This is a genomic window from Ruegeria sp. CDSB086, assembly GCF_059611065.1.
Map to the genome: position 1 here is coordinate 13,026 of NZ_JBXWOV010000018.1, position 24,354 is coordinate 37,379.

Genomic DNA, 24,354 nt, shown 5'->3' on the forward strand with positions numbered 1-24,354 from the left:
CCTAAGCGGCGCTAGTCTCCCGTCATAGCAACGCTGAAAGGAGCCGCCCAATGTCCCTCTTCTCTAAACTCTTCGGTGGTGGTGAAAAGTCGGAGCCGGAGCCAGTCTCTTACAGAGGGTTCGAAATCTTTCCGGACCTGATGCCCGAAGGTGGCAAGTACCGCCTTCTAGCCCGTATCGAAAAGACCATCGGCGGAAATCGCAAGACCCATACAGTGATCCGGGCGGATGTTTTTGAGACCCGGGATCAGGGCGAAAGCTTCAGCATCGCAAAGGCGAAACAGGTGATCGACGAGCAGGGCGAACGCATTTTCGATTAAGCAAACAGACAGCCTAATATATGCGATGCAATCGACGGATGGTTCCGCAAATTAGACATCCGCCCCGATCTGGCGAAAGAACGCTAAGCAAGCCAAGCAGTCATTGGAAGTCTTAGATGCCCGATCCATGCAGCTACAATCTGGGTCCCAATTTCGTCTATTTTACAGCATGTGCTACCCTGTTGCATTTATCGTATGCAATTGGGGGCTGAAGATATGTGGAACATGGAACAGTTTGTAGCGGACTGCCGGACCGCAGTAGATCAGGACGCGTCTCACAAATCGGTGGCTGAGGTGGTGGACCGGGCGATGCGCGATCCCGCGGGCGTGACGCAAACCTTGGGAGAGCCGACCGAAAGCGGTATCTTTCCCATTTACAAGTCAGGTGATCTGACAATCGTCAACGTCGTATGGAAGCCAGGAATGACCATAATGCCCCACAATCACGAAATGTGGGCCGTGATCGGTATTTATGGTGGTCGAGAAGATAACATTTTTTGGCGGCGCGTAGCAGATGACCCTAACGGACGCATTGAAGCGGCGGGGGCTCGAGCATTGTCGACGGGTGAATATGCTCCCCTTGGTAAGGACCTCATTCACTCGGTTACAAACCCTATCCCCAAGTTGACCGGAGCAATCCACGTATACGGCGGGGATTTTTTTGAAGCTGAGCGGAGCGAATGGGATCCTGAAAACCTGACGGAACATGCCTATGACATGTCGAAGGTTCGCGCGTTATTCGAGGACTAGTTTGCAGTTTGACAATTTGCGCTGGCAATGCCTGAGGCATGTTCCGTCTATACGGCAGGCTTCGCTGATTGCCGATTACTATCTCGTTGAATTGACACGGGGTGATGATCTCGGATTATGGGCAGATGAGCAAATTACAACGCCCCCCGAAGCCTCGGCCACGCCCATTTCTTCCTAATCCGGACCGCTACGAGCAAATGGTCTATCGCCGTTGTGGGCAGTCTGGCATAAAGCTACCCGCGATAAGCCTTGGGCTATGGCACAACTTTGGTGGGGATACCCCGCACCAGACAAAGCGCGATCTCTGCCGCACTGCTTTTGACTTGGGTATAACGCACTTTGATTTAGCAAATAACTATGGCCCGCCGCCGGGATCGGCGGAAGAAGCATTCGGTGAAATTTTAAAAACTGATTTCGCAGGCTATCGGGACGAACTCATCATATCTACCAAGGCAGGGTATGATATGTGGCCGGGCCCCTATGGGGAGTGGGGATCACGAAAGTATCTTGTGGCCTCTTGTGATCAGTCGCTCAAGCGGATGGGGTTAGAATACGCAGATATCTTTTATTCCCACCGTTACGATCCAGATACCCCTCTGGAAGAAACTATGGGGGCCTTAGACTATATAGTGCGCTCTGGGCGCGCACTTTACGTCGGAATTTCAAGCTACAACTCGCAACGAACGCGCGAAGCGCTGGCCATCTTGAAAGACCTTGGCACGCCGTGCCTGATTCATCAGCCGTCGTATAACCTACTCAACCGTTGGGTTGAGCGGGACGGGCTGTTGGATACGCTTGACGAATTGAACGTGGGATCGATTGCGTTCACGCCACTTGCCCAGGGTATTTTGACATCGAAGTATCTGAACGGCATTCCCGAAGACAGTCGTGCGACCCAAGGCAAGTCTCTATTGGACGGCATGATCAACGAACGTTCATTGACGAGTGTCAGGGCTCTAAACGATATAGCGGCGTCACGCGGTCAATCATTAGCTCAGATGGCGCTTGCTTGGGTGCTGAGAGGTGACCGGATTACGACAGCCCTTATTGGCGCTTCGCGTCCTGAGCAGATCGTGGATTGCGTAGGTGCGGTCCAGAATTTGGAATTTACCGAAGCGGAACTCGCTAAGATTGACGAGGTAAGCTCGGAAGAGGAAATCAATCTCTGGGCGCGATCCTCGGAAATTGAGTAAGATTGTTGACCACTGATTTTTGGTGCTAGCAGGTTCTTCTGCTTAATCGCATGGCGTTTCTGCTTTGGGCTCGAAGCTGTCATTCGCTGCGCTCGGCATGAGTATCCGCTTTGCGGACTTTCCCGTCATTCATAGGGCTTTGACTGGCGCTTCCGACCCAGAGCTGCCCTTGGATAAGGCCACGGCGATCGGCAGGAGTAATCCCAAAACTACAGAACCCAAACCTTTTTAGCGTTATGTTTGCAAAGTAGTGTGGCACTCATAATCATTCTTGAGCGGCCAGCCACAGATCGTAGACGAGTTTTGCTGCGGCAACATCCATAATTGCAATTCCAACGGAATCGTAGATTACCGTAGAGCCTTCGGGAACGCTCTTCAGGCCCGAATAGATCTCGCCTGCTTCAGCGAAAATTGCACAGTTGGCTCCCCTGATGTTTCCAGCCTGATCACGAGCTGCCTCTGACGACTCAACGATGACCGTATGATCCATGGCAGAGTCATCAAGTTCGCGCCCTTCGCTCGTGTTCCACCCGACGGCTGTCACGAACGCGCCAGGTTTCAGCCAGGCACCCTGCAGGATTGGTTGCTTTGCGGCTGTTGTACAGGCCACAATATCCGCGCCTTGAACTGCGGCTTCCGCATCCGGAAAAAAAGTAGCTCCAACACGGTCCGCAACTTTACGCCCTTTGGTTTCATCACGCGCCCACAACCGCAATCTTTCCATTCGATCACCTCTGCCAAGGCGTCGACATGCGCTTCAGCCTGAACGCCATTACCCATAATCGTAACGACATCTACCGATTTAGGAGCCAGTTTTCGAACGGCAGCAGCCGAACCTGCAGCTGTGCGCATTTCAGTAATCAACCGACCATCAAGCAGAGCGAGCGGAGAACCGGTTTCCTTGTCCAGGACAAGGATAACGCCTTGGTGAGTGGGAATGTCCGTCCCGGCATTTGAATGGTAGAGGGTAACGATTTTGACCGCCATTGCGGTTCCTATGGCAGGCATTGCCGCGATGATAGCGTCGTGCCCCGGAACAGGAACAATCTGGCGAACAGGCTGTGCAACTTTGCCAGCCGAAAATTCACTCAGTGCTGTTTCCATTGCGTTAATCAACGGTTGCCATTCCAGCAGGCTTGCAACTTGTTTTTCGCCTATGATTGGGAGCGTTTCTAATTCTTGAGTTGCCATTCAGGAACCTTTCTGATTACGCCTTCGCCTAAGCGGTTTTCAGCAATCAACGCATAGGTACAGCACGGTAAGATTTCCGTCCACTATGCCGAACCAAGCGGCAAAAAAACCGACGACTGCATTGGGCTCGAAGCAGCCATTCACTACAGCTTGCATGAGTGTCCGCTCTGCGGACAAAGCCGCCGTTCGCCCCAGCTTGTGCCAAAGACCGCCATGCGGACAAAGCCGGCTGATGCTGGTGCGGCGAATTTTGCCTCCATGGACCGGCAAAGTGCCGGTTCCGTCGCCGCTGTGCAGCGTGATTTCCCGAAACCGGGCATTGAAATCCGTGAAATTGGCCCAAACCGGAACCGTTCGTTCACTGCAACGGTTTCGGAAGTCTTACATGCGGACCAATCTGTCCTTCAACCGGTGACCAGTGCCACCGGTTGAAGTGTTTTACGTAGTGGCTAAGCCGTGGGCTGTGCCGCAGGCAATTTACGTGGGTAAGGGTCGCCTTGTTGAAACGATCCCGCCGCAGTGAACAGAACGTCGGTCGACGAGTTCAAACCGGTTTCTGCAGAATCTTGCAGCACGCCGATTATGAAGCCGATGCTCACCACTTGCATAGCCGTTGCATTGTCGATGCCAAACAAGCTGGCGGCCATTGGGATCAGTAACAGTGATCCGCCTGCTACGCCCGAAGCCCCAGTGGCAGCGATCGAAGCAATGACGCTCAGGAAAACAGCCGAGACGAAATCAACCTGAATTCCCATCGTATGAACGGTTGCCAGCGTCATGATTGTGATGGTTATCGCAGCACCGGCCATGTTGATCGTAGCACCGATTGGGATAGTGACTGAGTACGTCTCTTCATCCAAATCCATGCGGCGGCAAAGTTCCATGTTTACCGGAATATTGGCGGCCGAGCTGCGCATGAAGAAAGCGGTAATCCCGGACTCTTTCAGGCATGTGAAAACCAGCGGATATGGGTTCTTGCGGATGCGCAGGAACACGATCAGCGGGTTCACAACCAGCGCCATGAAAATCATACAGCCAAGCAGTAACGCCAGAAGTTGGCCATAGCTTGCAAGTGTTTCAAAGCCGGTCTCAGCAATAGTCGAGGCCACGATGCCGAATATGCCGATTGGAGCCACCCGGATTATCGCTGCGACGATCTTGGTAATCGCGCCGTCCAGATCCGACATCAGGGTCTTGGTCGAGTCACTTGCGTGACGGAAAACAAGTCCCAGACCTTCGGCTCAAGCTAGAATGCCGATGTAGTTGGCTGTTGCCAAAGCATTCACTGGATTATCCACGATTTTCAGCAGGATGTTTTTAACCACCTCAGCTAAACCGTCCGGAGCATCCAAAAGCTCGGGCGTACCTGTCAAATGCAGAGTAACCGGAAACATAAAGCTGGCTGCAACCGCAACCAGTGCAGCTGCGAAGGTTCCGACTATATACAAAAGCACCACGGGGCCCATACGCGCCTCGCTGCCTTTTTTGTGGTTTGTGATCGCAGCGCAAACCAGGATCAGCACCAGTACCGGTGCAACGGCTTTCAATGCGTCGACAAAGAAGTCGCCAAGCAGGCCGACCGCTGACCCGGCAGTAGGCCAAAGGGTGGCAAGCAGAACACCGGCGACAAGACCGATGGTGATTTGAGTAACCAGGCTACCACGCAGAAGAAAATTCATGGGGACCATCCTGTTTGAATAGGGACCTCACGGGCGAAACTCACGCCCGCGCAGGCACGGTTGAAGTTCAAGGGCTGGTGGCTATTTGGACGTCTTGGCGCGGAATTAAACTGCTCTAGTTGGCTTAGGCCTTGGTCGCTCGGTTTTGAAGTATTTGTTTTGAAACTAAAATTTCATGATTTGCTTAAGAATTACAAAGGTTTACCCTGCGTCAACTTACTTGCATGGTTCACTCAAGATAAATGATTTTTAATAAAGTTCCCTAAGTGGTTGTACTCTGAATCGACTCCTTTCTTACCCATGCGGTCCAGTGATGAACCAGAAGCTGCATTGGCAAGGATGGTGTGACAAAGTCCGGTTTCGAACAGCGCTAATCCATCGCTTTCAGAAACAGGTCTTAGCAAAGAAAGCATGCTGAAGACGCCCGCTTTGGGCCCCGAGCCGCCATTGCTTAGCCGTCTGGGTGCTGCGTGTACAGTTGACCGGTCGCAGCCCGAAGCGGACATTGGATTTGAGGCGCACTTGGCGGGTCAGCGGAAAAAGCTGCCAGCCTGGATGACCGTCTTTTCTCCAGCGTAAATTTGTTGGTTGTCTTCCAATAGACCCAAGAAAAGTTTCACGCCAACAACGCGGCCATACTCTCGGAACTGGAATTGTCTGAGAGCAGAGACTGAAGACTTAACTGCGTGTATGAAGACGGTGTCCTGTACACAGTCGCCCAAGGTTCAAACTTGCGGCTTCATTCCTGTAAACCGGGTCAGAAAACAATCTGCTCTTCAAAAAGTTTGTTCCAATTACTTTCGAAAAGCCCGCACGACGCCCATCGTCTAAATTTTTTGTTTTCAATACAGTAAGGCGCTGTATCTTGAACGGAAAGGACCACCGTTGGGACGCGGGAGATTTCACAATGGAATTGATTACAGAACAACTGCGCGCCTTCCCGATCATGGCACTGTTTCTTTGTCTGGGTCTGGGATACGGCGTAGGGAAGTTTCGGGTCGGCAAGTTCGAACTGGGGGGCATCGCTGGTACATTGTTGGTGGCGGTCTTCATTGGCCAGATCGGCGGTATCAACCTCAGTACCGATGTTCAGAATGTTTTCTTTTCCCTCTTCATATTTATGGTCGGCTACAATGGCGGGCCTCAATTTTTTGCGGCCTTGAACCGAACTGCCCTGACCAAATTACTGGCCGCGTTTATGATGACCCTCTGGGGGTTGTTTTTTGTTATTGTTGTTGCCCGGTTGGCCGGCTTGGATAAAGGGTTGGCGGCTGGATTGGCCGCTGGTGGTCTGACACAATCTGCAATCATCGGCACCGCTGGAAATGCCATCGATCTGCTTGGGCTGGCCGCAGACGAGGCGGAAAAGTTAAAAACCAACATCGCCGTAGGATACTCGGTTACTTATATCTTCGGTTCGATCGGCCCAATATTGGCAGTTAGTGTCATTCCAATCATTATGCGTGTCGACCTGCGACAAGAAGCGATTAAGCTGGCTCAGAAACTCAGCGGCGGCGGTCGCAAACTAGAGGAAGGTGAGTTCCTTCCTATGAACCGGTTTGACGCCCGAGCCTATCAGGTAAATGCCGATGCAACCATTGCCGGAAAACCCGTCAAAGACATCGAAAGCGGTTATGATGGTGATCTGATCGTCGAACGGTTACTCCACGATGGCGCTCCTGTGGATCCGAATCCTGAAACAATAGTCAATGCAGGAGACGTTGTGGTCGTCTCCGGCCTCGTAGCGACTTTGACCCAGTTCGAGGGTAGCGCCAGTGGTGAAATCGGAGAGTATCCTCCTGAACTGACGGTTGTAGAGGAACGTCGCAACGTAGTGGTCACCAACCGCAAACTGACCGGCAAAACGTTGGCAGAATTGAGCGAGGCTCTGACAGCGGATCAAAGGCGCGGCGTTCACATCTCAAAGATCACCCGCATGGGCCATGATGTCCCTGTCCTGCACAACACCGAGATACACGCAGGTGACGAGGTCAGTATTGTCGGTCACAAGGACGATCTGAATCGAGTTGCGAAAGTTGCGGGCTACGTTCCGCCTTCGGCCTCGGTAACCAATTTCATTGCATTGGGGATCGGCGTCGCCATCGGCTTTCTGATAGGAGAGATCAGTTTTGTCATCGCAGGAACCAAAGTGGCTTTGGGGTCCGGTCTCGGTTGCCTAGTTACAGGGTTGATCATCGGCTACATGCGCATCCGGCGACCCAAGATCGGCGGCATTAACCGAGGGGCCGCGAATTTCCTTCAGAGCTTTGGATTAGCTGTGTTTGTTGGTGTCGTTGGCCTCAATGCAGGCAAGCCCGCACTAGAAGCGATTCAGGAATATGGGATCACGCTGTTGCTGTTGGGTGTGGTGGTTACATTGATGCCCATGATCGTGCAGTTCCCAATCAACTATTTCGCCCTGCGTATTAAAAACCCGATTGAGGCCTGTGCGGTTGTGACCGGATCACGCTCGGGCAATCCCGGTTTTGCGACACTATTGGAAAAGGCCGGAAACTCGACTCCCACACCAGCCTTCACCATGACCTATGCCGTGGCTAACATCTTCCTAACGCTCTGGGGACCGTTGGTTGTGGCTTTTGTTCCGTGAGTCAAACCGGAAATGGGCGCGACAACCGGGGTCCTAACCTGGACGGGTGGGATCAGCGTTTGTGCAAACCATCACGCTGATCCGTTCCTCTTTGCTATTGCTAGATCTCAACCGTGCAACGGCAGTCCTTTCGAGGCACGGTAGGCCTGCACGTAACCCGTGGCCACCGCGCGCACCGCTCTTCCGATCTGGCGGTAAGCACTATCATCCAAATTGGCGAACGATACCCGCGCTGACCAGTTGGGCGCGTCAAAGCCCGATCCATTCAGCAAAACGATCCCGTGATCCTGAGCCAGTTTGAAGGATATATCTAGCGGGTGGACATTCTCTTTGATCCACTCGACCACCTCTTCTCCCACGTATTTACGGAGCCAGAATTCGAAGTCGATGATACCGTAGTATTTGTCGAACAGCGGGTTATCTGGAACTTCGATGCCCATCCCTTCGACCAACTCGTCAAAGCGGTGCTTCAGAATACCCCAGCAGAATTTCTGATAGGCCTTCTCTTCGTCCATAAGCTCGACCAGTGAAAACAAAGTCATCATCACCTGCTGCGGCAGTGATAGACCTGCGGTGTGGTTCAGCGCAACATCGCGGCTGTCGGCGACGATCCGGTCGATGAACTTGAACGAGGATGGATCAGGCGTCAACGTTTCGTACCGTGCGTTGACGACGGCCTTGGTTTCGTCCGTAGCCTCCGCAATCATCTTGTCGAAGATGTTGTTCTCGGCCACCAAAATCGCGCCCAAACGCCACCCGGTGCAACCGAAATACTTGGAGTACGAATAGACCCCGATTGTGTTCTCAGGCAGATGCCCCAAGATAGACTGAAAATTCGGAACGAAGGTCCCGTAAACATCGTCAGTCAGAATGATCAGGTCCGGGCGGCGGTTCTTTACGAACTCGACAAGCCGAGTCGAGACTTCGGGGCTGATAGCGACTGAAGACGGGTTGCCCGGGTTGACCAGAAATAGTGCTTTGACTTTCGGGTCGGACAAGATTTCGAAATCATCGTCGTTCAGTTGAAAGTGGTCCTCTTCTTTCGAAGATACATCCACGGTGTTCAGCCCATAGTCTTCAAGTACCGGCATTTCCAGATAGGGTGTGAAAATCGGTGTGCCCAACGCAATGGTGTCGCCGGCATTCAGCAACCGCTGGTTCTTGAGTGCCTTGAAAATATAACACATTGCAGCGGTTCCACCCTCAACTGCGTAGATATCGAACTTCGCATCCGGACGGTGCCCCGCGCACATCGCCCACATAACGTATTCGTGGACAATCGCCTCGTTGTGCTCCATGCACCGGTCGGGCATCGGGTAGTGGTCGCCAACAATACCGTCGGTCAACTCGAGCACGAAATCGTCCGGTGTAAAACCAAATTTCTCAATCGCAAAATCCACTACGGCCACCAAAGTTTCCGCACCTGGAGGGCCGTTTCCTTCAACCGATTTGGAACAATATGCTTTTAGCCGGTCATAACAGCCTGGCCCTTGCGGCATCCCGGCCAAACCGACCTGCGGCTCATTACGATGGCGCTGAGCTTCTGTCATAGCGAACTGCCCTAAAAGGAAAAACGCCTCCCGCGCTTTAGTGGCGATCCAGTTAGGGTTCCCTCGACCGGCATTGAGGTATGGCAAAGCCATCTGCCGCGCCTCTTTTTGCGCCAACTTAATAAGTTCGTCTTTGATTTGGAAAGGACTTAGGTTTTCAAATTTATGCAGGTTGAGTGATTCTGGCATGACATCAAATCCTTGCGTTAAAACAGATGACGTAGTTTAGCGGATCGCATGCAAGGCAATGTGTCAATGAAAACAACACTATTTGATGGGAACGGCGTAAAACCGAGAATTACGAGTCTTCATTTCAAGCCTTGGCTGTAACCATTTTGCAAGGCAGACAGGGTGATGGAAATTGCGCCGACGCTTTGGTCTCAGTGCTGACATCCCACTAAAATTTGCAAGGTTCACCATCTGCGCATTGCTGCCTTTCGTGGCCGCCAAAACTGCGCAAACAGCGAATGTCCAGAAGGTGGCCTGCTCTACCAACACCGTTCCTTGATGGAACGACTGCTATCTCCGAGGCAGGATGTAAGGAATGACCGCTTCGAGCTGATGGCTGTCATCCAAATTGGGGGCAGAGAACGATCGCTCTGAGCCCACTTTGGCCAATGCTGCACACCGCAGGAAGGTCAGTTTTGAGGCAAAATTGAAGCAGCATATAGTCCCAGCGATATAAATTGGAAGTAGATCCATGCTTCGAGGAGGCGTTGGAATAAGCCTTGTGTTACTGGCATCAAGAAAATTGTGATAAACAAACAGAAGCCGACGATTGTAGCTGGCGGCGCCAAGCGCCGCAGAAGCGAATTTGGTGGGGCAGTCAGGCTGAGGATCAGCAAACCGATCAACGCAAGCGGATAAGCCGTCACCGCAATTGCCATATGAGCAATATGGACCAACGTGCTTGTCATGTTCTCGTCGCTGCCTCGACTATCACACCCCGCATCACAAGGCAGAAAGGCGGCAAGTATCAAAAGAATGGCGTAAGCGGATAGAAGCAATATCGAGATTCGTTTTGTCCTGCTGCCTGGGAGGCAACTGTTTAGTCTTGCGAGGAACGCCAGAAGCCAAATCTCTGTCGGTATGAAGACGGCATAGTTGGTCCACGTCGCCAAGGGGGCCCCTACAGCCCCGAGTGCGCTCATGAATTGGTCGATATGCGAATAGTTGGGGGTCAGTGCACTTATGATGCCCACGCCTATCGCCAACCAAAGTCCACTAATAATGGGCAAAACGACAAGGCTTATTGATCGTGAGTTGCCCCAGAGAGTTATCCGCAAAAGCTCTGCCCCTGTGTTGACGCGCACGCTTCTTAGAGCGATTGCCCTGACGAGTTGGCACCTTCCGTCTGGCAAGCCGATCAGAACACGTCGCTCATCCATGTCAATCACAGAGTGGGATCACAACTTCCAGAATCTGGCACCGGTAAATCAGTAGCCTCCGTTCAGGTGCATCTGATCGCTTCCGAAAGCAGACCTTTGCGCCATCGCGGCATTAGTCAGCTTTGTCCCGCTTATCGGAAGTTTGGCTACTGTTTTGCGAAAATCCGCTTCTTCCTCAAACCAAACACTTTAACTTAGTTCGACAACCGCGGTTGCACCTTGCCGCAACCGGCGTCAGACTATCCAAAACACCCCGCTCAGACGGCAATCGATCAAATAGATCAATCGCTTAACATCGGCACCCCGTCAGGCGAATAACCTGCGATGTCAAAGACCCAAATCATCCCACTGCAGACAAAAAAAGTCCGGGCAGAATAAATTCAGTCAAAAAGACCGTTGGCGTGGGTCTGAAGCTGCAAGAAGCGGGGCTCGTGTAGTATCCACCGTTGCCTCACGTCTACCGCGTCCTCCGTAGTCGACCGGTGACTGGAACGAATAGCCATCCCTCACAGGTTTGCGCTCTTGTCGAATCAAATCAATTCGTATTTTGTCCTCGCGATGGTTCCCGACTGTATTTTGCGGTCAGGGATAAAAGGGAATACGGTGCGGTTCTGTAAAAAGGCCAATTCCGTGACTGCCCCCGCAACTGTAGGCGGCGAGCGACCCGAGATCGTCCACTGGGCAATAGCCTGGGAAGGATCGGGATAGCTTTGACCCGCAAGTCAGGAGACCTGCCATCCGAAATTTATGAACCTGGGCGGGGTGTCCCAGAGGGAGATGACAATGTTTCAAGCGGTCCGTACCGTGCACGACTTTGCGCTCGCTTTGCCCCTGTCCAAACACAGGAGGCGTTGCCGTTGTCATTGCAAAAAGCTGACACCCAAAGGGGTAAGTGTCTGACAGAATTCAGCGTTCCGGCGCTGGTCGCGGGGGCTCTGGCGCTGTCGGCGCTCTTGTGGCTCGCGATTTACGCGGTGATTTGATGTCGGCCGTTTTGCAAATCCGCGATCTGACGTTGGGCTACCGCGACCTGACATTGTTTCACCGCCTCTCCATGGATATCGCGGCCGGAACGACCCTTGCCGTTCTTGGTGCAAACGGGTCGGGGAAGAGCACTTTTGTAAAGATGCTGCTGGGCTTGATGGATCCGCTTTCGGGCAGTTTGACTTGGCCGCAAGGGCGTCCTCGTGACATCGGGTACCTGGCGCAGATGACCGAGTTCGACCGCCGATTTCCCATCCGTGTGAGGGATCTTGCCGCGATGGGGGCATGGCGCGGGTTTGGTTATCGTACCGGGCTGGACGCCGCCGCGCGCGACCGGATGGCCGCCGCGCTGGATGAGGCCGGGGTACTGGATATCGCTGACCGGCCTCTGCATATGCTATCAGGTGGGCAATTGCAGCGCGCGCTGTTCGCGCGGGTTATCATGCAGGACGCGCCGCTGATCCTGCTGGATGAACCGTTTGCCGCAGTCGACCAAAGTACCGAAGCACATCTATTGTCGATTATCCGCCGATGGCGCGATGAGGGGCGCGCGGTGGTTTTGGTGGTGCACGATCTTTCCTCGGTGCTGGATTATTGCAGCCACGCGCTGCTTTTGGGCGGGCAAGAGGCGACCCACGGACCGGTGAATGACGTTCTGACACCAGACCGGCTGGTTGCACAAGGATACCTTTCGGAAAGTCAGGCGTCCTGGATGTTCCGTGGCACCCATTCAACACCGGAGCACGCCAATGTATGACCTGATCGTCGAAATGTGGAGCTTTGCCTTCATGCGTCGCGCTTTTGTGGCAACCACGGTTTTGTCGGCTTCGGTCGCGCCGGTGGGGGCATTTCTTGTTCTGCGTCGCCTATCGCTGGCTGGTGAGGCCATGGCCCATGCGATTACGCCAGGCATCGTCATCGGCTTTGTCACGGCAGGCTTGTCAGTCATGTCACTGCTGGTCGGAGGGCTTATCGCGGGTGTTGGCGTCGCCATTTTGACCGCCTTTCTTGCACGCCGGACAATCCTGCGCAGCGATGCCAGCCTTGCCTCGCTGTATCTGATCGCATTGGCGGTGGGTATCTTTATCCTGTCTGCAGCAGGGTCCGCAGTTCCACTAAAAAGCTTCCTGTTCGGATCAATCCTTGGGATCGACGACGCGTCGATGGTCCTTGTCGGCGGGGTGGCGACAGTAACATTGCTGGCATTCGCCGTTCTGCTTCGTCCGCTGATTGTCAGCACCTGCGATCCGGTTTTCTTCGAAACGCAGACGCGCCGACCGTGGTTGGTAGATCAGGGTTTTATGCTGCTGTTGGTTCTGAACCTGCTGGCCGCGTTCAAAACACTGGGAACGTTGATGGCCGTTGGCTTGATGATCCTGCCCGCAACTGCGGCGCGCTATTGGGCCAGTACGATCACCGGGCAACTGGTCCTGGGTTTTCTGTTTGCCTTGTCCAGTTGCTGGATCGGCCTGACCCTGTCCTACCTGTTCCCGGACACGCCGTCCGGCCCGGCGATCGTTTTGGTTGCCGGTGGGTTCTTTCTGTTCTCGGCCATTTTCGGTCCCCTTGGTTTTGGCAGACGAATGCGCAAACCGTCTGTTTCCAAAGACATCCCCATTGCCCATATTCAACAAGAAGAGAGAGCACAATGACTCTTGTGAAGTCACTCTATGCCGGCATCGCCTCTGTGTCGTTTGCTTTGGCTGCATTGCCGACCGTTGCGGCAGAAGACAACGTCAAGATCGTCGCCAGCTTTTCGATCCTCGGCGACATGGTCGAAGAGGTCGTGGGCGATCTGGCCACAGTTACGACAATCGTGGGCCCGGATGCGGATGCGCATGTGTATCAGCCTTCGGTTGCAGATGCGAAGGCCGTTGCCCAGGCGGATATCATCTTTGTCAACGGTCTGGGCTTTGAGACATGGTCCGATACCCTGATCGCTGAATCGGGCACTGACGCAACCGTGCACGTTGCCACCGATGGTATCACGCCTGTCACAGTCGAGGGCAAAATCGACCCCCACGCTTGGAACTCGCTGTCGAACGGCATGATTTACGTGACCAATGTGGCCGACGTGATGACAGAGGCGATGCCCGAGCACGCCGAAGAAATCGCTGCCAATGCTGCGGCCTATATTGCGCAGCTTGAGGCGCTGGATGCAGAAACCAAGACGAAGCTGGCAGGCCTGCCTGCCAATCGCCGCACGGTTGTGACTGCACATGACGCATTTGGTTATCTGGCAGACGCCTACGGACTGACTTTCCTTGCGCCGGTTGGCATCGATACCGAGGCGGAGCCATCAGCCAAGGATCTTGCTGTTCTGATTGATCAACTGAAGGCGGATGGTGCTGCGGCGCTGTTTGTTGAAAACATCACAAGCCCTACTTTGATTCAGCAAATCTCGGATGAAACCGGTATCGTGATTGGTGGACGGCTTTTCTCAGACGCCTTGTCGGAACGCGGTAGTCCGGCCACCAGCTATCTCGCGATGTTCCAGCACAATCTGAACACTCTGTTGAACGCGCTTGGGAACGCAACCGCAAGCTAACTAGTCTTTAGGTACGGGGCGGCGCCTGAACCGCCACCCCCCGTACCGTGCATTGGAACAGCGGGTTCTTGGTAATCGTCCCCTAGTCCGGCTTCCATCCATCTTCGTATTCTCCCAAAGTTCGGGAAAGATCCAACAGCGAGGCGAACAGTCTTGCGTAAACGTCCCGTGACATCATGGTCTTGTTGTCATCCAACACTTGCAGAAGATCGACGACGCCCGAGGCAAAGGCATCATAGACCAACTGGTCCGCGGGCGTTGGGTCCAGGGTCCATATATCGTGCGTGTCGTAATACCCTACGGGTTGGGGATCGTCGTCTATCATTTGTCCGCCTCATTTTGGTGAGGCGCATGTAAGTGATAAGAAGGCGAGCACCAGTGATGTGGCAGGAAGTCACAAGTTTTTGGCAACGCCAAAAATGCGAATCCGATATCGCGTTTGGCCGTTGACAGGATGTGATGAACCACGTCTTCACCACAGTTGGCTCGTGTTGTGCCAGCCCGGCAGTTGTCAGGGTTTCGAATGTTCGCTCTGCAAAACTTCCAGAAACAGGTTTGTCACCCGTGTTGGTTCAGGTTGCTTTCTGGTCACTGCTGCAAACCGGGTTCGATATTGCGTTTCGCCCGGCAACACCATCCGCATCTTTTCCTGGTCCACAAAGTCCTGCGCAAGATGATCAGGCAAATAACCTATGTATCGCCCTGACAGGATTAGTATGGCCAGCGCCTGCTCGCTTTGAACTTTTGCTGACCGTTTGAAACCCAGTTGCTGACCGACGATCAGGTTCGGAGAGTTCACGCTGAGCCCAACATAGTTGTACCTGAGCAGGTCACTGGTCCTGAGTTCCTGGTCTGGTATTTCGAAAAGGGGGTGTTCCCGGCCGCAATACAGGAACATGTTCTCGCCATATAACGGAGCATAGTTAAGACTTGTCGAAGGGCGATGCAGCGCAATAATTCCGATGTCGAGCTGGCCACTGATGACCATGGTCTCGATCACGTTTGGCGGCTCAAGGGACAGTTCGATCTGGACCGAGGGGGCGGCTTCGTTGAACCGATGAATGGCGCGGGCAAGCCGGGAATCCGGGTTTGACGCACATTGATCAAATAGCGAAATGCGGATCGTTCCCCCCAACTGTTCCTTGATCTCGCTGACCTCGTTCCGAAATTGCGACACGGACACAAGCAGGTGATCTGCTGCTTGCAGCACTTTTGCGCCGTCTTCTGTCAGGGCGAAACCCGCAGGACCGCGCGTGCACAGTTTTAAGCCCAATCGCAGTTCCAAATCAGTAACATGCTTCGAAATGGTGGATTTGCCGATATTCAGCTCAACTTCGGCCGCAGACAGACCACCACTTTCCACAACCGTCTTGAAAACGCGCAGCAATCGGATGTCGCTGTCGCCGATGCGTGAGGCAACCATTTTCTACCCAATTCGTAAGGTTCGATATATATGAAACCTATCGCGCAAAGAATGGCAACATAGAAACACATTTCACGAGCTACTCTGAAAAAGCCGAGGTAGAATCGGACTGGCCATCTCTCCCCAGGTCAGCGCGCACCTCGAAACATGATAAAACTGGGAGGACATCTATGTCATTCATCAAAAAGCTTGGCACCATGACTGCTGCCGTTTCGGTCGCAGCCCTGATGGTTGCGGGCGCAGCCGACGCGAAAAACTTCAAGATTGCTGTTGGCGATAGTGCAGGCAGCGCACAAGAAGCCCTTGGCTTGGCTTTCGTTAAGGCACTCGAAGAAAAATCGGGTGGCGCACACACAGCTACACTGTTCCTGAACGGTCAGCTGGGTTCCGAGCAGGACACCGTCAACGAGGCCGCAATCGGCACGCTGGACATGTCGCTGCTGGCGATCAACAACATCACGCCGTTCTCGCCTTCGGTTGGTGTATTCACTCTGCCTTATGTGATCCTGTCGCTGGAAGATGCTGAAAAGCTGACCCAAGGCCCGATCGGTCAGGAACTGGTGGAAAACACCATTCGTGACGCAGGTGTGCGCATCATCGGCTGGACCTACACAGGTTTCCGCCGTCTGACCAACTCGAAAAAACCTGTCAGCTCGGTTGCTGACCTGCAGGACCTGATCATCCGCGTTCCCAAGAACGAAATCATGATCGAAACCTACAAGTCCTGGGGTATCAGCCCGACTCCGATGGCATGGTCCGAGACCTTCACCGGTCTGCAAACCAAAGTTGTCGACGGTCAGGACAACCCTTACCTGACGATCAACGCAATGAAGTTCTACGAGGTCCAGAACCACGTGACCAACCTGCGTTACATCTTCTCGATCGAACCGCTGATCGTTTCGGAATCTGTTTTCCAGGGTCTGAGCGAAGAAGACCAGAAGATCATCCTGGAAGCCGGTCAGGAAGCAACTCAGATTTCCGCTCAGTTCCTGCGCGACTCTGAAGCTGCGATCAAAGAAGAGCTGACTGAAAAAGGCATGGCAATCATCGATCCTGAGAACGATGAGGCCGAGTTCATCGAACTGGCAACCGGTGCAGTATGGCCTCAGTTCTATGAGTCCATCGGCGGCGTCGAGAAACTGAACACGGTCCTCGAGGCCATCGGCCGCGAGCCCGTCCAGCAATAATCGCCAATGAGCGAAAAGGAAAAGAGCGCTTCGGCGCTCTTTTCATCTCAGGGAGGAGGGAATTCCGCAATGTTCTGGAAATTTCTGGACAATATCGAAAGTATCATCTGCCGGATCCTGCTATCCGGCTTCGTCTGTCTGCTGTTTGTACAGATCATAGCGCGTGAAGTCTTTGGCTTTTCGTACAGCTGGATCGAAGAACTATCAGTCTACATGTTCGTCTGGTTTGTCTACTTTGGCGCCAGCTATGCGGCATTGAAAGGCGCGCATAACCGGGTGACCTTCCAGTTCAAGTTCCTGCCCGAACGCTACATCAAGTACATAGAGGCTTTTGCTGATCTCTTCTGGCTCTTTTTCAACGTCTACTTCCTGTATCTGGCCACGGACTTTGTCTTCAACAAGATGAACAAGTTCTGGAAGTCCCAGACTCTGGGTATCGAGATGAAGTATGTCTACATGGTTCTGCCTCTCGCCTTTGCGCTGATGACCGTGCGCATCATTCAGGTGAACTATCGCCGCCTGATCAAAGGCGAAGACATCCATGATCCTGACCAGATCGACCTTGATGAAATCAAAGCTGCCACCGAAGCAGCTAAACGCGACTGAGGCAGGGAGGAAAAACCATGGAATCCGAAATCGTCACAATCCTATTTGGATCGTTTCTTTTACTGCTGCTCATCGGTGCACCGATCACGGTTGCGCTGGGTGTGGCATCGCTGTTCTCGTTCCTTTACCTGGGCGAAAACCCAATCAAGTTCGTGCAGATTGCATTTACCTCGGTGGGTGCGTTCCCACTGATGGCTCTGCCTGCATTTATTCTGGCGGGGGCTCTTATGGAGGCCGCCGGTATCTCAAAGCGCCTAATCAATGTTGCTGAAAGTCTGGCTGGTCCATTCACCGGCGGTATTTCGGCTGCAACGGTTATGGCCTGTCTGTTCTTTGGCGCCATTTCGGGCTCGGGCCCGGCAACAACCGCGGCCGTGGGGATGCTGATGATCCCAGCAATGATCGACCGTGGCTATGAGCGCGGCTATGCCTCTGCTATTACCGCTTCTTCTGGCGGCCTCGGGATTATTATTCCTCCCTCCATCCCGATGGTGATCTTCGGCATTGCCGCGCTCGGTATGGCGCCTCCGCTGGAAGCAGTTGAAAAGTTCGGCACCTTCCAGTCGGTTTCTATCTCGAAACTGTTCATCGCGGGCTTTGTCCCGGCGTTCCTGATCGCCACCAGCTTGTTGATCCTGAACTACTTCATGTCTAAGAAGCGTGGGTACAAAGGTGTGGCCGAAGGTTGGTCGCTGCGTCATGTGGCCTGCGAGATGTATCGCGGGTTCTGGTCGCTGATGGCGCCGCTGGTGATCCTGGGTGGTATCTATACCGGCTTCTTTACCCCGACCGAGGCTGCAATCGTCGCAATCTTCTACACTCTGTTCGTTGGCGTGGTCATCTATCGTGAACTGACATGGCAGTCGCTGTTCCAGTCGCTTGAAGCCACCACGTGGCTGACGGGCCGTGTTCTGCTGATCCTGTTCACAGCGACCGTGTTTGGCCGCCTTCTGGTGGAAAACCAGATCCCGGCGATCATCGCGGACTCGATGCTCAGCTTTACCGACAACCTTTATGTGATCTGGGCGCTGATCATCTTCTTCCTGCTGTTCGTCGGCATGTTTATGGAGACACTGGCCACCATCCTGATCTTGGTTCCGGTGATGCTGCCTGTGGCCTATTCGGTCGGTATCGACCCGATCCACTTTGGTGTGGTTATGGTTTGTACGCTGGGTATCGGCTTCCAGACGCCGCCGCTGGGTGAAAACCTGTTCATCGCATCGGGTATTTCGAACATAACGATCGAGCAGATCTCGTTGCGTGCATTGCCCTTTGCGGCGGCTAATACCATCGCGATCTTCATCATTGCGTTTTTCCCTGAGCTGTCGCTATGGCTACCCAGGCTGTTGGGCTACTGACCTGAAAGGATAATGTTATGAAACAAATGGTGACAAATATCCTGTTCGCGACCGACTTGTCGGAGAACTCGGGTCATGCCATGCGCAATGCGGCCAGCATTGCAATGGCAACAGGGGCAGAAATTCACGTCCTGCATGTGAACGAACCCCTGTCGGACGACGCGAAGATCACGATGGACATGTTCATCCTGAATGAAGAGACGCGTAAAACCGCGGCCCAGCGTCGCCATGAAATGGTGCGCAAGGTGCTGGCCGAACGGCAAGCCAAGTTCTGGGCACAGTTCGAAGGCGATGACGCCAAGATCCGTGATCAGGTGACCTCGATCGAGGTCACCGACGGGCACCCGGCCGAGGTGATCCTCCGGCGCTCGGTCGAGATGGGGTGCGATCTGATCGTGCTTGGCGCACATGACCACGGCTTTTCGCACACCTTCCTCGGAACGGTGGCGAAACGTGTCTTGCGTCGGTCGAATATCCCGACACTGATCGTTCCGAACCCGGACGAAGTCTAAGAATTTCCATGGGCCGCTACGATCGTAGCGGCCCATGCTTTGCGCTGTACCGCGAACCAATTTGGTGATGCCCGAACACCGCCTGTTCCGCATCCAACGGCCCTACGTTTATTACGGGCCAAAGCTTTCCAAGCTACAAATCTCCGCCTCAAACTATACCCAGAAAGCTTCGTTAACAGAGCTTAATGAAACGGTGTTCTCTCCTTAAGAACCGGTTCCTTAATTTGAGTCGTGACCAAAACCGCAATCCAAATTCAGGAGGAGAAGACCATGGAAGCGACACAGACTATAACCTCGAACCGCAACGTTTTTTCTGCGCTGTTCGCGGATTATGCAGAGGCCCGAACCGAGCATTTCCGCCGCAGGATTTTCGCCAACACAGTCCACGACCTAGAGGCGTTGAACGATCGCCAATTGAGCGACATCGGCGTCCCTCGGGCTGAAATCAAGCAACGCGCTTACCAAAGCGTCTATCACGGCGCACCCTATCGCCAGTAGCGACGGGCCAGCCCAAAACACGCTCGCGTAACCAGTTATGAGGTAGACCCCATGTTTGATGTCATCCCACCAAGCAAGCAATTGCCCCCCACGAATAGCGCCCTGCTGTTGTTCGACCGCGCTATGCGCATACGTGCGATCAGTTCCGAAATCGTTCGGGCTGCACAGTATCTGAACAGCTTTTCCGATCAGGAATTGTCAGAGCTGGGTATAAATCGCAGCGATATTGAAGACACGATTCAACGCTACATTTGACAGGCTGGCGAAAGCGGGGCGATTGAGAAAAAGCGAAATAAAGCCACTCTGGCGTGCCAGAGTGGCTTTTCTTACGCGAGGTGATCCACAACCTGCAAATGCTGCGCCAGCTTGTCGATCTCGGCCATCCAACCCTGCACCAGTTTTGGGTCGCTGGGTGCCGCATGTACACCGACGGCGATCGCACGATTCAGGACCGCTTCGACCGCCAGCGAGACCGGGATAGACACCAGTCGCGCCATTGCCGTGCCGCGCGCGTCGCCCCAGGCGTCCATGACATAGGTTTTGTGCCAGACGGGTGTTCCGTCTTTCTCGGCCTTCAGTCCTACGCACAGAACCACACGGTCCGGTTCCCCTTCGTCATAGGCGTTTTCGTCCCAGAACTGGTCCGACATTTCCTTCAGGCGCGCGTCGCCCTCAGGTCCGGACAGGGTTTCAATCTCGCTGAACACGTCCGACCACGCATCGGCCCAGCCATTCAGGCGCAAGGTGCCGCGGACGAATTCCTTGACGCTCCAGTGATCCTCGAACTGATATTCCTCCATAAAAGGCAGAGAGTCGCGGTTCGGATAGACCTCGAAACTCTCCGGTGCGGGCAGTGGGGCGATATAGCTGCTGATCGCGTCCCACGGGCGGGCGACGTCCAGCGGTGCATAATCACGGATCGATTTCGACGGCGAACGCAGGGCCTTGAGCACACCCAAAGGCGACCAGCTGAACTTGTAGCGGAACGGGTTGGGGTTCTTCGGAATGCCGCCGCAATACGAGATAAAGCTCAGGTGGTTGTTCGCATCAAACGCGTCCGAGGCGCGATAGTCGGCGATCAGGGCGTGAGCCATCAGGTGGTCAATGCCCGGATCAAGCCCGACCTCGTTCACCAGCGCCACACCGGCCTCGCGGGCCTTGTCATCCAACGCCCGCATCTCGGGAGCAATGTAAGAGGATGAGACAAAATTGGCCTCCTTCGAGATGGCCAGTTCCGCCAGCGGCACGTGCCAATCGCCCGGCAGCATTGAGACGATCACGTCACCTTTTTCCAGCACTGCGCCCAGTGCGTCGATGTCAAAGGCACGAATGTCGTCGGTCAGGTCTCCGACTTCGGCCTTGGCCTTTTCAATGGTCCGGTTCCAGACGGTGACCTTGTGCCCGCCTTCAATCAGGCGACGCAGGCCGGGGATGGCCGACAGGCCGGTGCCACACCAATGGATGGTCATGCTTAAGCTCCTCTATGGCTGTTCAGCCGAATTTCAGTTTCGCGATCACGATCGCACCGACAAGAAGGATCGATATCACATTGCCCAAGATCAGAGGCCATGCAGCGATCATCAATCCGTAGGCCAACCACAACGTCAGTGTTGTCAGGATCAGCAGGTTTGCAGGCAGAGACAGGTCCTTGGTTTCGCGACTGCGCCACGTTTTCAGGGTCTGGGGTAGCCAGCAAATCGTGCCAAGAACCGCTGCTGCACCGCCGATCAAGTGTTCCATGCGTGCACCGGCTCAGACATGTTTGCGAAACTCGTCCTGTGCCCGACCCCAAACACCGCTTTCGATCTCTTTCAACGTCAGCAGAGTTGTCAGCAATTGCGCGGCATAGTCTTCCGAGCTTTCGACTGGCAGCATCGAGGGCAGATTGTCGATTGCCATGACATCCATCACCGGATCCGACGCGACGCGCAAGGCGGGGGCGTCCCACGTGGTGGCGCGGTCGTAAACGGGTACCGGGTTGTAATCGCTGTCCGGGTCGCAGGCGACATCACCAATGGCGGTCAGGTTGCGCGGGTTGGTCAGCGACTCTCGCGGAACGAAGATCGGGGTGCCCGGGCGGGCAAAAATGCAGTTCAGAAACAGGTCATGTTCCAGAATTTCGGGGAAAGGCCCGCCGCTGGCGGTTTCAGCCATGTCCCATTTGGTGACACTGACGCCCATGGCCTCGCACAGGTCGGCGGCGCCTGCACCCACGCGACCCAGCGCGCCGATCACGATGGCGCAGGGACGATTGGCGCCTGTGGCGTTCAACTCGGCCAGTAATTCAGCATTCAGCGCGTCCTTGCCCGAATACACACCAACGGGCGGGCATTCCTCATTCCGTTGCTGCGCCGCCCATGCTTTCAGGGTGACAGCTGCGCCAGCATAACCAGCCCAATACCCGAAGGCCGCGACGCGACGGCCGTTCTCGTCCACAAGGTATTCCAGATCATAAAGCGTTCCGCCCCCGGCCTTGAACCGCTGCAGTAGGGCGCGGCCAGAATGCTGACCCTTATAGGCGTGGCCGAACATGATGTGGCGATGGGGCAGGGGGGTGCCGTCCTCTGGCAATTCCTTCAAACCAAAGACGATGGCATCAAGGGGGGCATCGGGCCAGGAATTCTCGGGCGCAATCTCGCAGCCTGCGTTTTTGTAGCCGTCTATCGGAATAGCGCGGACATGGCTTTCCTCGACGGTTACCCGGATGCCTGCCGCAATCAGGGACGCCGCGCCTTCTGGGGTCAATCCAACCCGTTCTTCATTCGGGCGTTGCTCTGCCCGGACCCAGAGATGTGTCATGCGTCGTCCTTCACTCAAATCATCCCGGCGGCGCGCACCGCCTGAACCGAGGCGCGCGCCTCCATCGCCTCGCGGAAAGCGAGGATTTTGGGAAAGGCCGACACGTCCACGCCGTCGCCTTCCAGCCAGCTGCACACCACGTACAGATAGGCGTCCGCCAGCGAGACCGTATCGCCCAACACAAAGGGCCCGCGCAATCCGTTTGATACGATGTACTCACAGGACGTGGTCATGGTCTGGGCGACCTTGGCGGTCATGTCTTTCCAGCTGGCTTTCTTGTCGGCCCAACGGGGCCCGCGCAGCTTGTGTGCGTGGTTTACATGCATGGTCGAGGCCAGATAATACATCACTTCGCGCATACGGGCCGCCATGACAGGATCGGCGGGGACAAGATTTGCGTCAGGCGCAACCGTAGCGACATATTCCAGCAACGCCCCTGTTTCAGTCAGGATACCGCCATCAACCGCCAATGCAGGCACACGGCCTTTTGGATTGATCTGTTTGTAGGCCGGTTTGGTCTGGTCGCCTTCGGCGAATTCCAGACGTACCGCTTCATAGTCCAGACCGGCCTCCTCCAAGGCGATGGCAACGGCGATCGAAATGGTGCGGGGTGCATAATAAAGCTGCATCAGAGTGCCTCCGGGCTTGGATTACAGGTGCGTTTGGGCAAACTGCCTGTCTGGCGCTTCCAGATGCGGGACTGCGTTGAACAGAACCGGGCTCAGCTGCGCGCCTATCGGGTGCAGACGATGCATTGAGGTGTTCATGATGGCAAGAGCCACCCGTGCCATCGCAGGTATGTCCAGTCCCATGGCCTGTCGTACAACCATCGAGATCAACCCTCCCGATGTCACGACAATCGCTGGCCCACCCTCGGTTCCGATATCGCGCAAAGCGTCCGAGACACGTGTTTCGAATTCCTCAAAGGTTTCCGGGGTCTCTTCGATCTCACCCCTGGCCCACGCGGTAAAAGTTCGCGGCAAATGTTCGACGAACCCCTCACGGTCGGTTGGAATCGAAACGCCATGCTGCTCTTCATACAGTTTCGCAATGTTGAAGTATTCGATCTCATTGAGGCGTGGATCACGGGTAGGTTCGGGCAGTCCCATGCTGGCGGCGGTTTCCACGTGGCGCGACAGGGTTCCGCAATAGACGCGCGGGTAGAACGCTTTTGTGTTCTGCAGATGCGCACCTAGCCAACGTGCCTGCTGATGGCCCAGCTCGCTGAGCTTGTCATAATTTACTTCGTCACGTGCGGTGGTGTTGGCCTGCCCGTGACGCACCAGTGTGATATGTGCCATTGCGTCCCCTCTTGCGCGAAGTCTTAGGGCAGGTTCAGGGTCGGTGCCAGAGCCCTTTGGCAGAAAGCGGCTAAAAACCAGTTTGATGGCTCGGCTGTCTTTTGTTCGCCGCAGAAATTTGCCCATGGCACGTCGCATGCGATGTTGCCTAACGGAAAAAAGTTTCCTATAGGATACAAAGCCGCTGCATGCGGCCGTATACATGCCTCTGCAACGCCGCCCTCGGGGGACCAAAAGACCGCCAGCAGTCGAAGCCTGTTGACACGCTGCACAGTCCTAGGAACCTTGGTGTCAATTGGCGACAATACAGAGATAACGTTGCAATCCATGCGGCAATGTTGCCAAGGTCTTAGGAAAGGTCTCTTCCATGTCTGACGCGCCCAAACGCACCCCATTGCATTCTTTGCACGTTGAGTTGGGGGGTAAGTTGGTTGATTTTGCTGGGTGGGAGATGCCTGT

24 protein-coding genes, 2 pseudogenes and 1 riboswitch are annotated in these 24,354 nt (G+C 54.6%); of the genes and pseudogenes, 14 read left to right on the forward strand and 12 right to left on the reverse strand.

The annotated features are described in order from the left end of the window. Nucleotides 1-50 precede the first annotated feature (50 nt). The 3 genes from AC2FIO_RS22300 to mgrA all read left to right on the forward strand — a co-directional run bounded on the left by AC2FIO_RS22300 (nt 51) and on the right by mgrA (nt 2,263). On the forward strand, nt 51-320 hold the full coding sequence (locus AC2FIO_RS22300; RefSeq protein ID WP_282121391.1) for an HlyU family transcriptional regulator: 270 nt from the start codon (nt 51-53) through the stop codon (nt 318-320). 225 nt (nt 321-545) lie between these two features. After that, on the forward strand, nt 546-1,070 hold the full coding sequence (locus AC2FIO_RS22305; RefSeq protein WP_496700056.1) for a cysteine dioxygenase family protein: 525 nt from the start codon (nt 546-548) through the stop codon (nt 1,068-1,070). Between the two features lie 125 nt (nt 1,071-1,195). After that, nucleotides 1,196-2,263: an L-glyceraldehyde 3-phosphate reductase gene (mgrA, locus tag AC2FIO_RS22310; protein WP_083445396.1), complete on the forward strand. Its 1,068-nt coding sequence runs from the start codon at nt 1,196-1,198 to the stop codon at nt 2,261-2,263. Nucleotides 2,264-2,528: 265 nt separating this feature from the next. Here mgrA and AC2FIO_RS22315 read toward each other — a convergent pair. The 3 genes and pseudogenes from AC2FIO_RS22315 to AC2FIO_RS22325 all read right to left on the reverse strand — a co-directional run bounded on the left by AC2FIO_RS22315 (nt 2,529) and on the right by AC2FIO_RS22325 (nt 5,546). After that, a pseudogene (locus tag AC2FIO_RS22315) lies at nt 2,529-3,454 on the reverse strand (ornithine cyclodeaminase family protein). A gap of 449 nt (nt 3,455-3,903) precedes the next feature. Beyond that, nucleotides 3,904-5,142: pseudogene (sstT, locus tag AC2FIO_RS22320) on the reverse strand (serine/threonine transporter SstT). 224 nt (nt 5,143-5,366) lie between these two features. Beyond that, entirely contained in the window at nt 5,367-5,546 is a 180-nt protein-coding gene (locus AC2FIO_RS22325) for a hypothetical protein (RefSeq protein ID WP_472722276.1), read from the reverse strand. Between AC2FIO_RS22325 and AC2FIO_RS22330 the strand changes: the two genes are divergently transcribed. Then, on the forward strand, nt 5,545-5,712 hold the full coding sequence (locus AC2FIO_RS22330; RefSeq protein WP_472722275.1) for a hypothetical protein: 168 nt from the start codon (nt 5,545-5,547) through the stop codon (nt 5,710-5,712). The genes AC2FIO_RS22325 and AC2FIO_RS22330 overlap by 2 nt on opposite strands. Nucleotides 5,713-6,040: 328 nt before the next feature. Continuing rightward, a complete protein-coding gene (gene aspT, locus AC2FIO_RS22335; protein ID WP_282121285.1) occupies nt 6,041-7,741 on the forward strand; it encodes an aspartate-alanine antiporter in 1,701 nt (566 codons plus the stop codon). 107 nt (nt 7,742-7,848) lie between these two features. Here the strand turns inward: aspT and AC2FIO_RS22340 are convergent, their stop codons facing one another. Both AC2FIO_RS22340 and AC2FIO_RS22345 read right to left on the reverse strand, forming a co-directional pair. Beyond that, complete coding sequence (locus tag AC2FIO_RS22340; RefSeq protein WP_496700059.1) at nt 7,849-9,480, reverse strand: bifunctional aspartate transaminase/aspartate 4-decarboxylase; 1,632 nt, start codon at nt 9,478-9,480, stop codon at nt 7,849-7,851. Nucleotides 9,481-9,929: 449 nt separating this feature from the next. Continuing rightward, on the reverse strand, nt 9,930-10,679 hold the full coding sequence (locus AC2FIO_RS22345) for a DUF998 domain-containing protein (RefSeq protein WP_282171142.1): 750 nt from the start codon (nt 10,677-10,679) through the stop codon (nt 9,930-9,932). Between the two features lie 542 nt (nt 10,680-11,221). Next, a riboswitch (cobalamin riboswitch) is annotated at nt 11,222-11,432 on the forward strand. Between the two features lie 139 nt (nt 11,433-11,571). On the opposite strand from AC2FIO_RS22345, the gene AC2FIO_RS22350 reads away from it, so the two are divergent. From AC2FIO_RS22350 to AC2FIO_RS22360, 3 genes are read left to right on the forward strand one after another with little or no spacing between them, the layout of a single operon-like run. Further along, nucleotides 11,572-12,420: a metal ABC transporter ATP-binding protein gene (locus AC2FIO_RS22350; RefSeq protein ID WP_496700061.1), complete on the forward strand. Its 849-nt coding sequence runs from the start codon at nt 11,572-11,574 to the stop codon at nt 12,418-12,420. Next, nucleotides 12,413-13,315 (forward strand): metal ABC transporter permease, encoded by a 903-nt coding sequence (locus AC2FIO_RS22355; RefSeq protein ID WP_496700063.1) that lies wholly within the window; start codon nt 12,413-12,415, stop codon nt 13,313-13,315. The genes AC2FIO_RS22350 and AC2FIO_RS22355 overlap by 8 nt, the downstream gene beginning before the upstream one ends. Continuing rightward, nucleotides 13,312-14,211, forward strand: a complete 900-nt coding sequence (locus AC2FIO_RS22360; RefSeq protein WP_282121290.1) for a metal ABC transporter solute-binding protein, Zn/Mn family — start codon at nt 13,312-13,314, stop codon at nt 14,209-14,211. Before AC2FIO_RS22355 ends, AC2FIO_RS22360 begins: the two co-directional genes overlap by 4 nt. 82 nt (nt 14,212-14,293) lie before the next feature. Here AC2FIO_RS22360 and AC2FIO_RS22365 read toward each other — a convergent pair whose 3' ends face one another. Together AC2FIO_RS22365 and AC2FIO_RS22370 are read right to left on the reverse strand one after the other, a co-directional pair. After that, nucleotides 14,294-14,536: a hypothetical protein gene (locus tag AC2FIO_RS22365; protein WP_108861889.1), complete on the reverse strand. Its 243-nt coding sequence runs from the start codon at nt 14,534-14,536 to the stop codon at nt 14,294-14,296. A 186-nt stretch (nt 14,537-14,722) separates the two neighbouring features. Further along, the gene (locus AC2FIO_RS22370; protein WP_109310856.1) at nt 14,723-15,634 is read right to left on the reverse strand and encodes a LysR family transcriptional regulator; all 912 of its coding nucleotides are present in this window, start codon (nt 15,632-15,634) and stop codon (nt 14,723-14,725) included. A 170-nt stretch (nt 15,635-15,804) separates the two neighbouring features. On the opposite strand from AC2FIO_RS22370, the gene AC2FIO_RS22375 reads away from it, so the two are divergent. The 6 genes from AC2FIO_RS22375 to AC2FIO_RS22400 all read left to right on the forward strand — a co-directional run bounded on the left by AC2FIO_RS22375 (nt 15,805) and on the right by AC2FIO_RS22400 (nt 20,050). After that, on the forward strand, nt 15,805-16,821 hold the full coding sequence (locus AC2FIO_RS22375; RefSeq protein ID WP_058273760.1) for a TRAP transporter substrate-binding protein: 1,017 nt from the start codon (nt 15,805-15,807) through the stop codon (nt 16,819-16,821). 69 nt (nt 16,822-16,890) lie between these two features. Then, nucleotides 16,891-17,427 (forward strand): TRAP transporter small permease, encoded by a 537-nt coding sequence (locus AC2FIO_RS22380; RefSeq protein ID WP_058273759.1) that lies wholly within the window; start codon nt 16,891-16,893, stop codon nt 17,425-17,427. 17 nt (nt 17,428-17,444) lie between these two features. Continuing rightward, nucleotides 17,445-18,785 (forward strand): TRAP transporter large permease, encoded by a 1,341-nt coding sequence (locus AC2FIO_RS22385; protein WP_058273758.1) that lies wholly within the window; start codon nt 17,445-17,447, stop codon nt 18,783-18,785. Nucleotides 18,786-18,802: 17 nt separating this feature from the next. Further along, nucleotides 18,803-19,297, forward strand: coding sequence for a universal stress protein (locus tag AC2FIO_RS22390; protein ID WP_108861886.1), 495 nt, complete (start codon nt 18,803-18,805; stop codon nt 19,295-19,297). Nucleotides 19,298-19,567: 270 nt separating this feature from the next. Then, entirely contained in the window at nt 19,568-19,795 is a 228-nt protein-coding gene (locus tag AC2FIO_RS22395) for a YjiS-like domain-containing protein (RefSeq protein WP_109310857.1), read from the forward strand. A 51-nt stretch (nt 19,796-19,846) separates the two neighbouring features. Continuing rightward, the gene (locus tag AC2FIO_RS22400) at nt 19,847-20,050 is read left to right on the forward strand and encodes a DUF1127 domain-containing protein (protein WP_472722265.1); all 204 of its coding nucleotides are present in this window, start codon (nt 19,847-19,849) and stop codon (nt 20,048-20,050) included. 71 nt (nt 20,051-20,121) lie between these two features. On the opposite strand, the gene AC2FIO_RS22405 is transcribed toward AC2FIO_RS22400, so the two are convergent. From AC2FIO_RS22405 to AC2FIO_RS22425, 5 genes are read right to left on the reverse strand one after another with little or no spacing between them, the layout of a single operon-like run. Then, nucleotides 20,122-21,264, reverse strand: a complete 1,143-nt coding sequence (locus AC2FIO_RS22405; RefSeq protein ID WP_496700068.1) for a saccharopine dehydrogenase family protein — start codon at nt 21,262-21,264, stop codon at nt 20,122-20,124. A 22-nt stretch (nt 21,265-21,286) separates the two neighbouring features. Further along, nucleotides 21,287-21,535 (reverse strand): SemiSWEET family sugar transporter, encoded by a 249-nt coding sequence (locus AC2FIO_RS22410; RefSeq protein WP_058273753.1) that lies wholly within the window; start codon nt 21,533-21,535, stop codon nt 21,287-21,289. 12 nt (nt 21,536-21,547) lie between these two features. Continuing rightward, nucleotides 21,548-22,594, reverse strand: a complete 1,047-nt coding sequence (locus tag AC2FIO_RS22415; RefSeq protein ID WP_496700071.1) for a saccharopine dehydrogenase — start codon at nt 22,592-22,594, stop codon at nt 21,548-21,550. A 14-nt stretch (nt 22,595-22,608) separates the two neighbouring features. Beyond that, nucleotides 22,609-23,223 (reverse strand): glutathione S-transferase family protein, encoded by a 615-nt coding sequence (locus tag AC2FIO_RS22420; protein WP_496700072.1) that lies wholly within the window; start codon nt 23,221-23,223, stop codon nt 22,609-22,611. Nucleotides 23,224-23,244: 21 nt separating this feature from the next. Continuing rightward, complete coding sequence (locus AC2FIO_RS22425; RefSeq protein ID WP_496700074.1) at nt 23,245-23,895, reverse strand: histidine phosphatase family protein; 651 nt, start codon at nt 23,893-23,895, stop codon at nt 23,245-23,247. Between the last annotated feature and the right edge of the window lie 459 nt (nt 23,896-24,354).

Bases quoted from the DNA above. Each gene is read 5' to 3' on its own strand.
- AC2FIO_RS22300 (WP_282121391.1), top strand. From the start codon at position 51: ATGTCCCTCTTCTCTAAACTCTTCGGTGGTGGTGAAAAGTCGGAGCCG.
- AC2FIO_RS22365 (WP_108861889.1), bottom strand. From the start codon at position 14,536: ATGATAGACGACGATCCCCAACCCGTAGGGTATTACGACACGCACGAT.
- AC2FIO_RS22340 (WP_496700059.1), bottom strand. From the start codon at position 9,480: ATGCCAGAATCACTCAACCTGCATAAATTTGAAAACCTAAGTCCTTTC.
- AC2FIO_RS22325 (WP_472722276.1), bottom strand. From the start codon at position 5,546: ATGCTTTCTTTGCTAAGACCTGTTTCTGAAAGCGATGGATTAGCGCTG.
- AC2FIO_RS22370 (WP_109310856.1), bottom strand. From the start codon at position 15,634: ATGGTTGCCTCACGCATCGGCGACAGCGACATCCGATTGCTGCGCGTT.
- AC2FIO_RS22360 (WP_282121290.1), top strand. From the start codon at position 13,312: ATGACTCTTGTGAAGTCACTCTATGCCGGCATCGCCTCTGTGTCGTTT.
- AC2FIO_RS22410 (WP_058273753.1), bottom strand. From the start codon at position 21,535: ATGGAACACTTGATCGGCGGTGCAGCAGCGGTTCTTGGCACGATTTGC.
- AC2FIO_RS22415 (WP_496700071.1), bottom strand. From the start codon at position 22,594: ATGACACATCTCTGGGTCCGGGCAGAGCAACGCCCGAATGAAGAACGG.
- AC2FIO_RS22345 (WP_282171142.1), bottom strand. From the start codon at position 10,679: ATGGATGAGCGACGTGTTCTGATCGGCTTGCCAGACGGAAGGTGCCAA.
- AC2FIO_RS22425 (WP_496700074.1), bottom strand. From the start codon at position 23,895: ATGGCACATATCACACTGGTGCGTCACGGGCAGGCCAACACCACCGCA.
- mgrA (WP_083445396.1), top strand. From the start codon at position 1,196: ATGAGCAAATTACAACGCCCCCCGAAGCCTCGGCCACGCCCATTTCTT.
- aspT (WP_282121285.1), top strand. From the start codon at position 6,041: ATGGAATTGATTACAGAACAACTGCGCGCCTTCCCGATCATGGCACTG.
- AC2FIO_RS22405 (WP_496700068.1), bottom strand. From the start codon at position 21,264: ATGACCATCCATTGGTGTGGCACCGGCCTGTCGGCCATCCCCGGCCTG.
- AC2FIO_RS22355 (WP_496700063.1), top strand. From the start codon at position 12,413: ATGTATGACCTGATCGTCGAAATGTGGAGCTTTGCCTTCATGCGTCGC.
- AC2FIO_RS22400 (WP_472722265.1), top strand. From the start codon at position 19,847: ATGTTTGATGTCATCCCACCAAGCAAGCAATTGCCCCCCACGAATAGC.
- AC2FIO_RS22375 (WP_058273760.1), top strand. From the start codon at position 15,805: ATGTCATTCATCAAAAAGCTTGGCACCATGACTGCTGCCGTTTCGGTC.
- AC2FIO_RS22380 (WP_058273759.1), top strand. From the start codon at position 16,891: ATGTTCTGGAAATTTCTGGACAATATCGAAAGTATCATCTGCCGGATC.
- AC2FIO_RS22385 (WP_058273758.1), top strand. From the start codon at position 17,445: ATGGAATCCGAAATCGTCACAATCCTATTTGGATCGTTTCTTTTACTG.
- AC2FIO_RS22330 (WP_472722275.1), top strand. From the start codon at position 5,545: ATGCTGAAGACGCCCGCTTTGGGCCCCGAGCCGCCATTGCTTAGCCGT.
- AC2FIO_RS22420 (WP_496700072.1), bottom strand. From the start codon at position 23,223: ATGCAGCTTTATTATGCACCCCGCACCATTTCGATCGCCGTTGCCATC.
- AC2FIO_RS22305 (WP_496700056.1), top strand. From the start codon at position 546: ATGGAACAGTTTGTAGCGGACTGCCGGACCGCAGTAGATCAGGACGCG.
- AC2FIO_RS22390 (WP_108861886.1), top strand. From the start codon at position 18,803: ATGAAACAAATGGTGACAAATATCCTGTTCGCGACCGACTTGTCGGAG.
- AC2FIO_RS22395 (WP_109310857.1), top strand. From the start codon at position 19,568: ATGGAAGCGACACAGACTATAACCTCGAACCGCAACGTTTTTTCTGCG.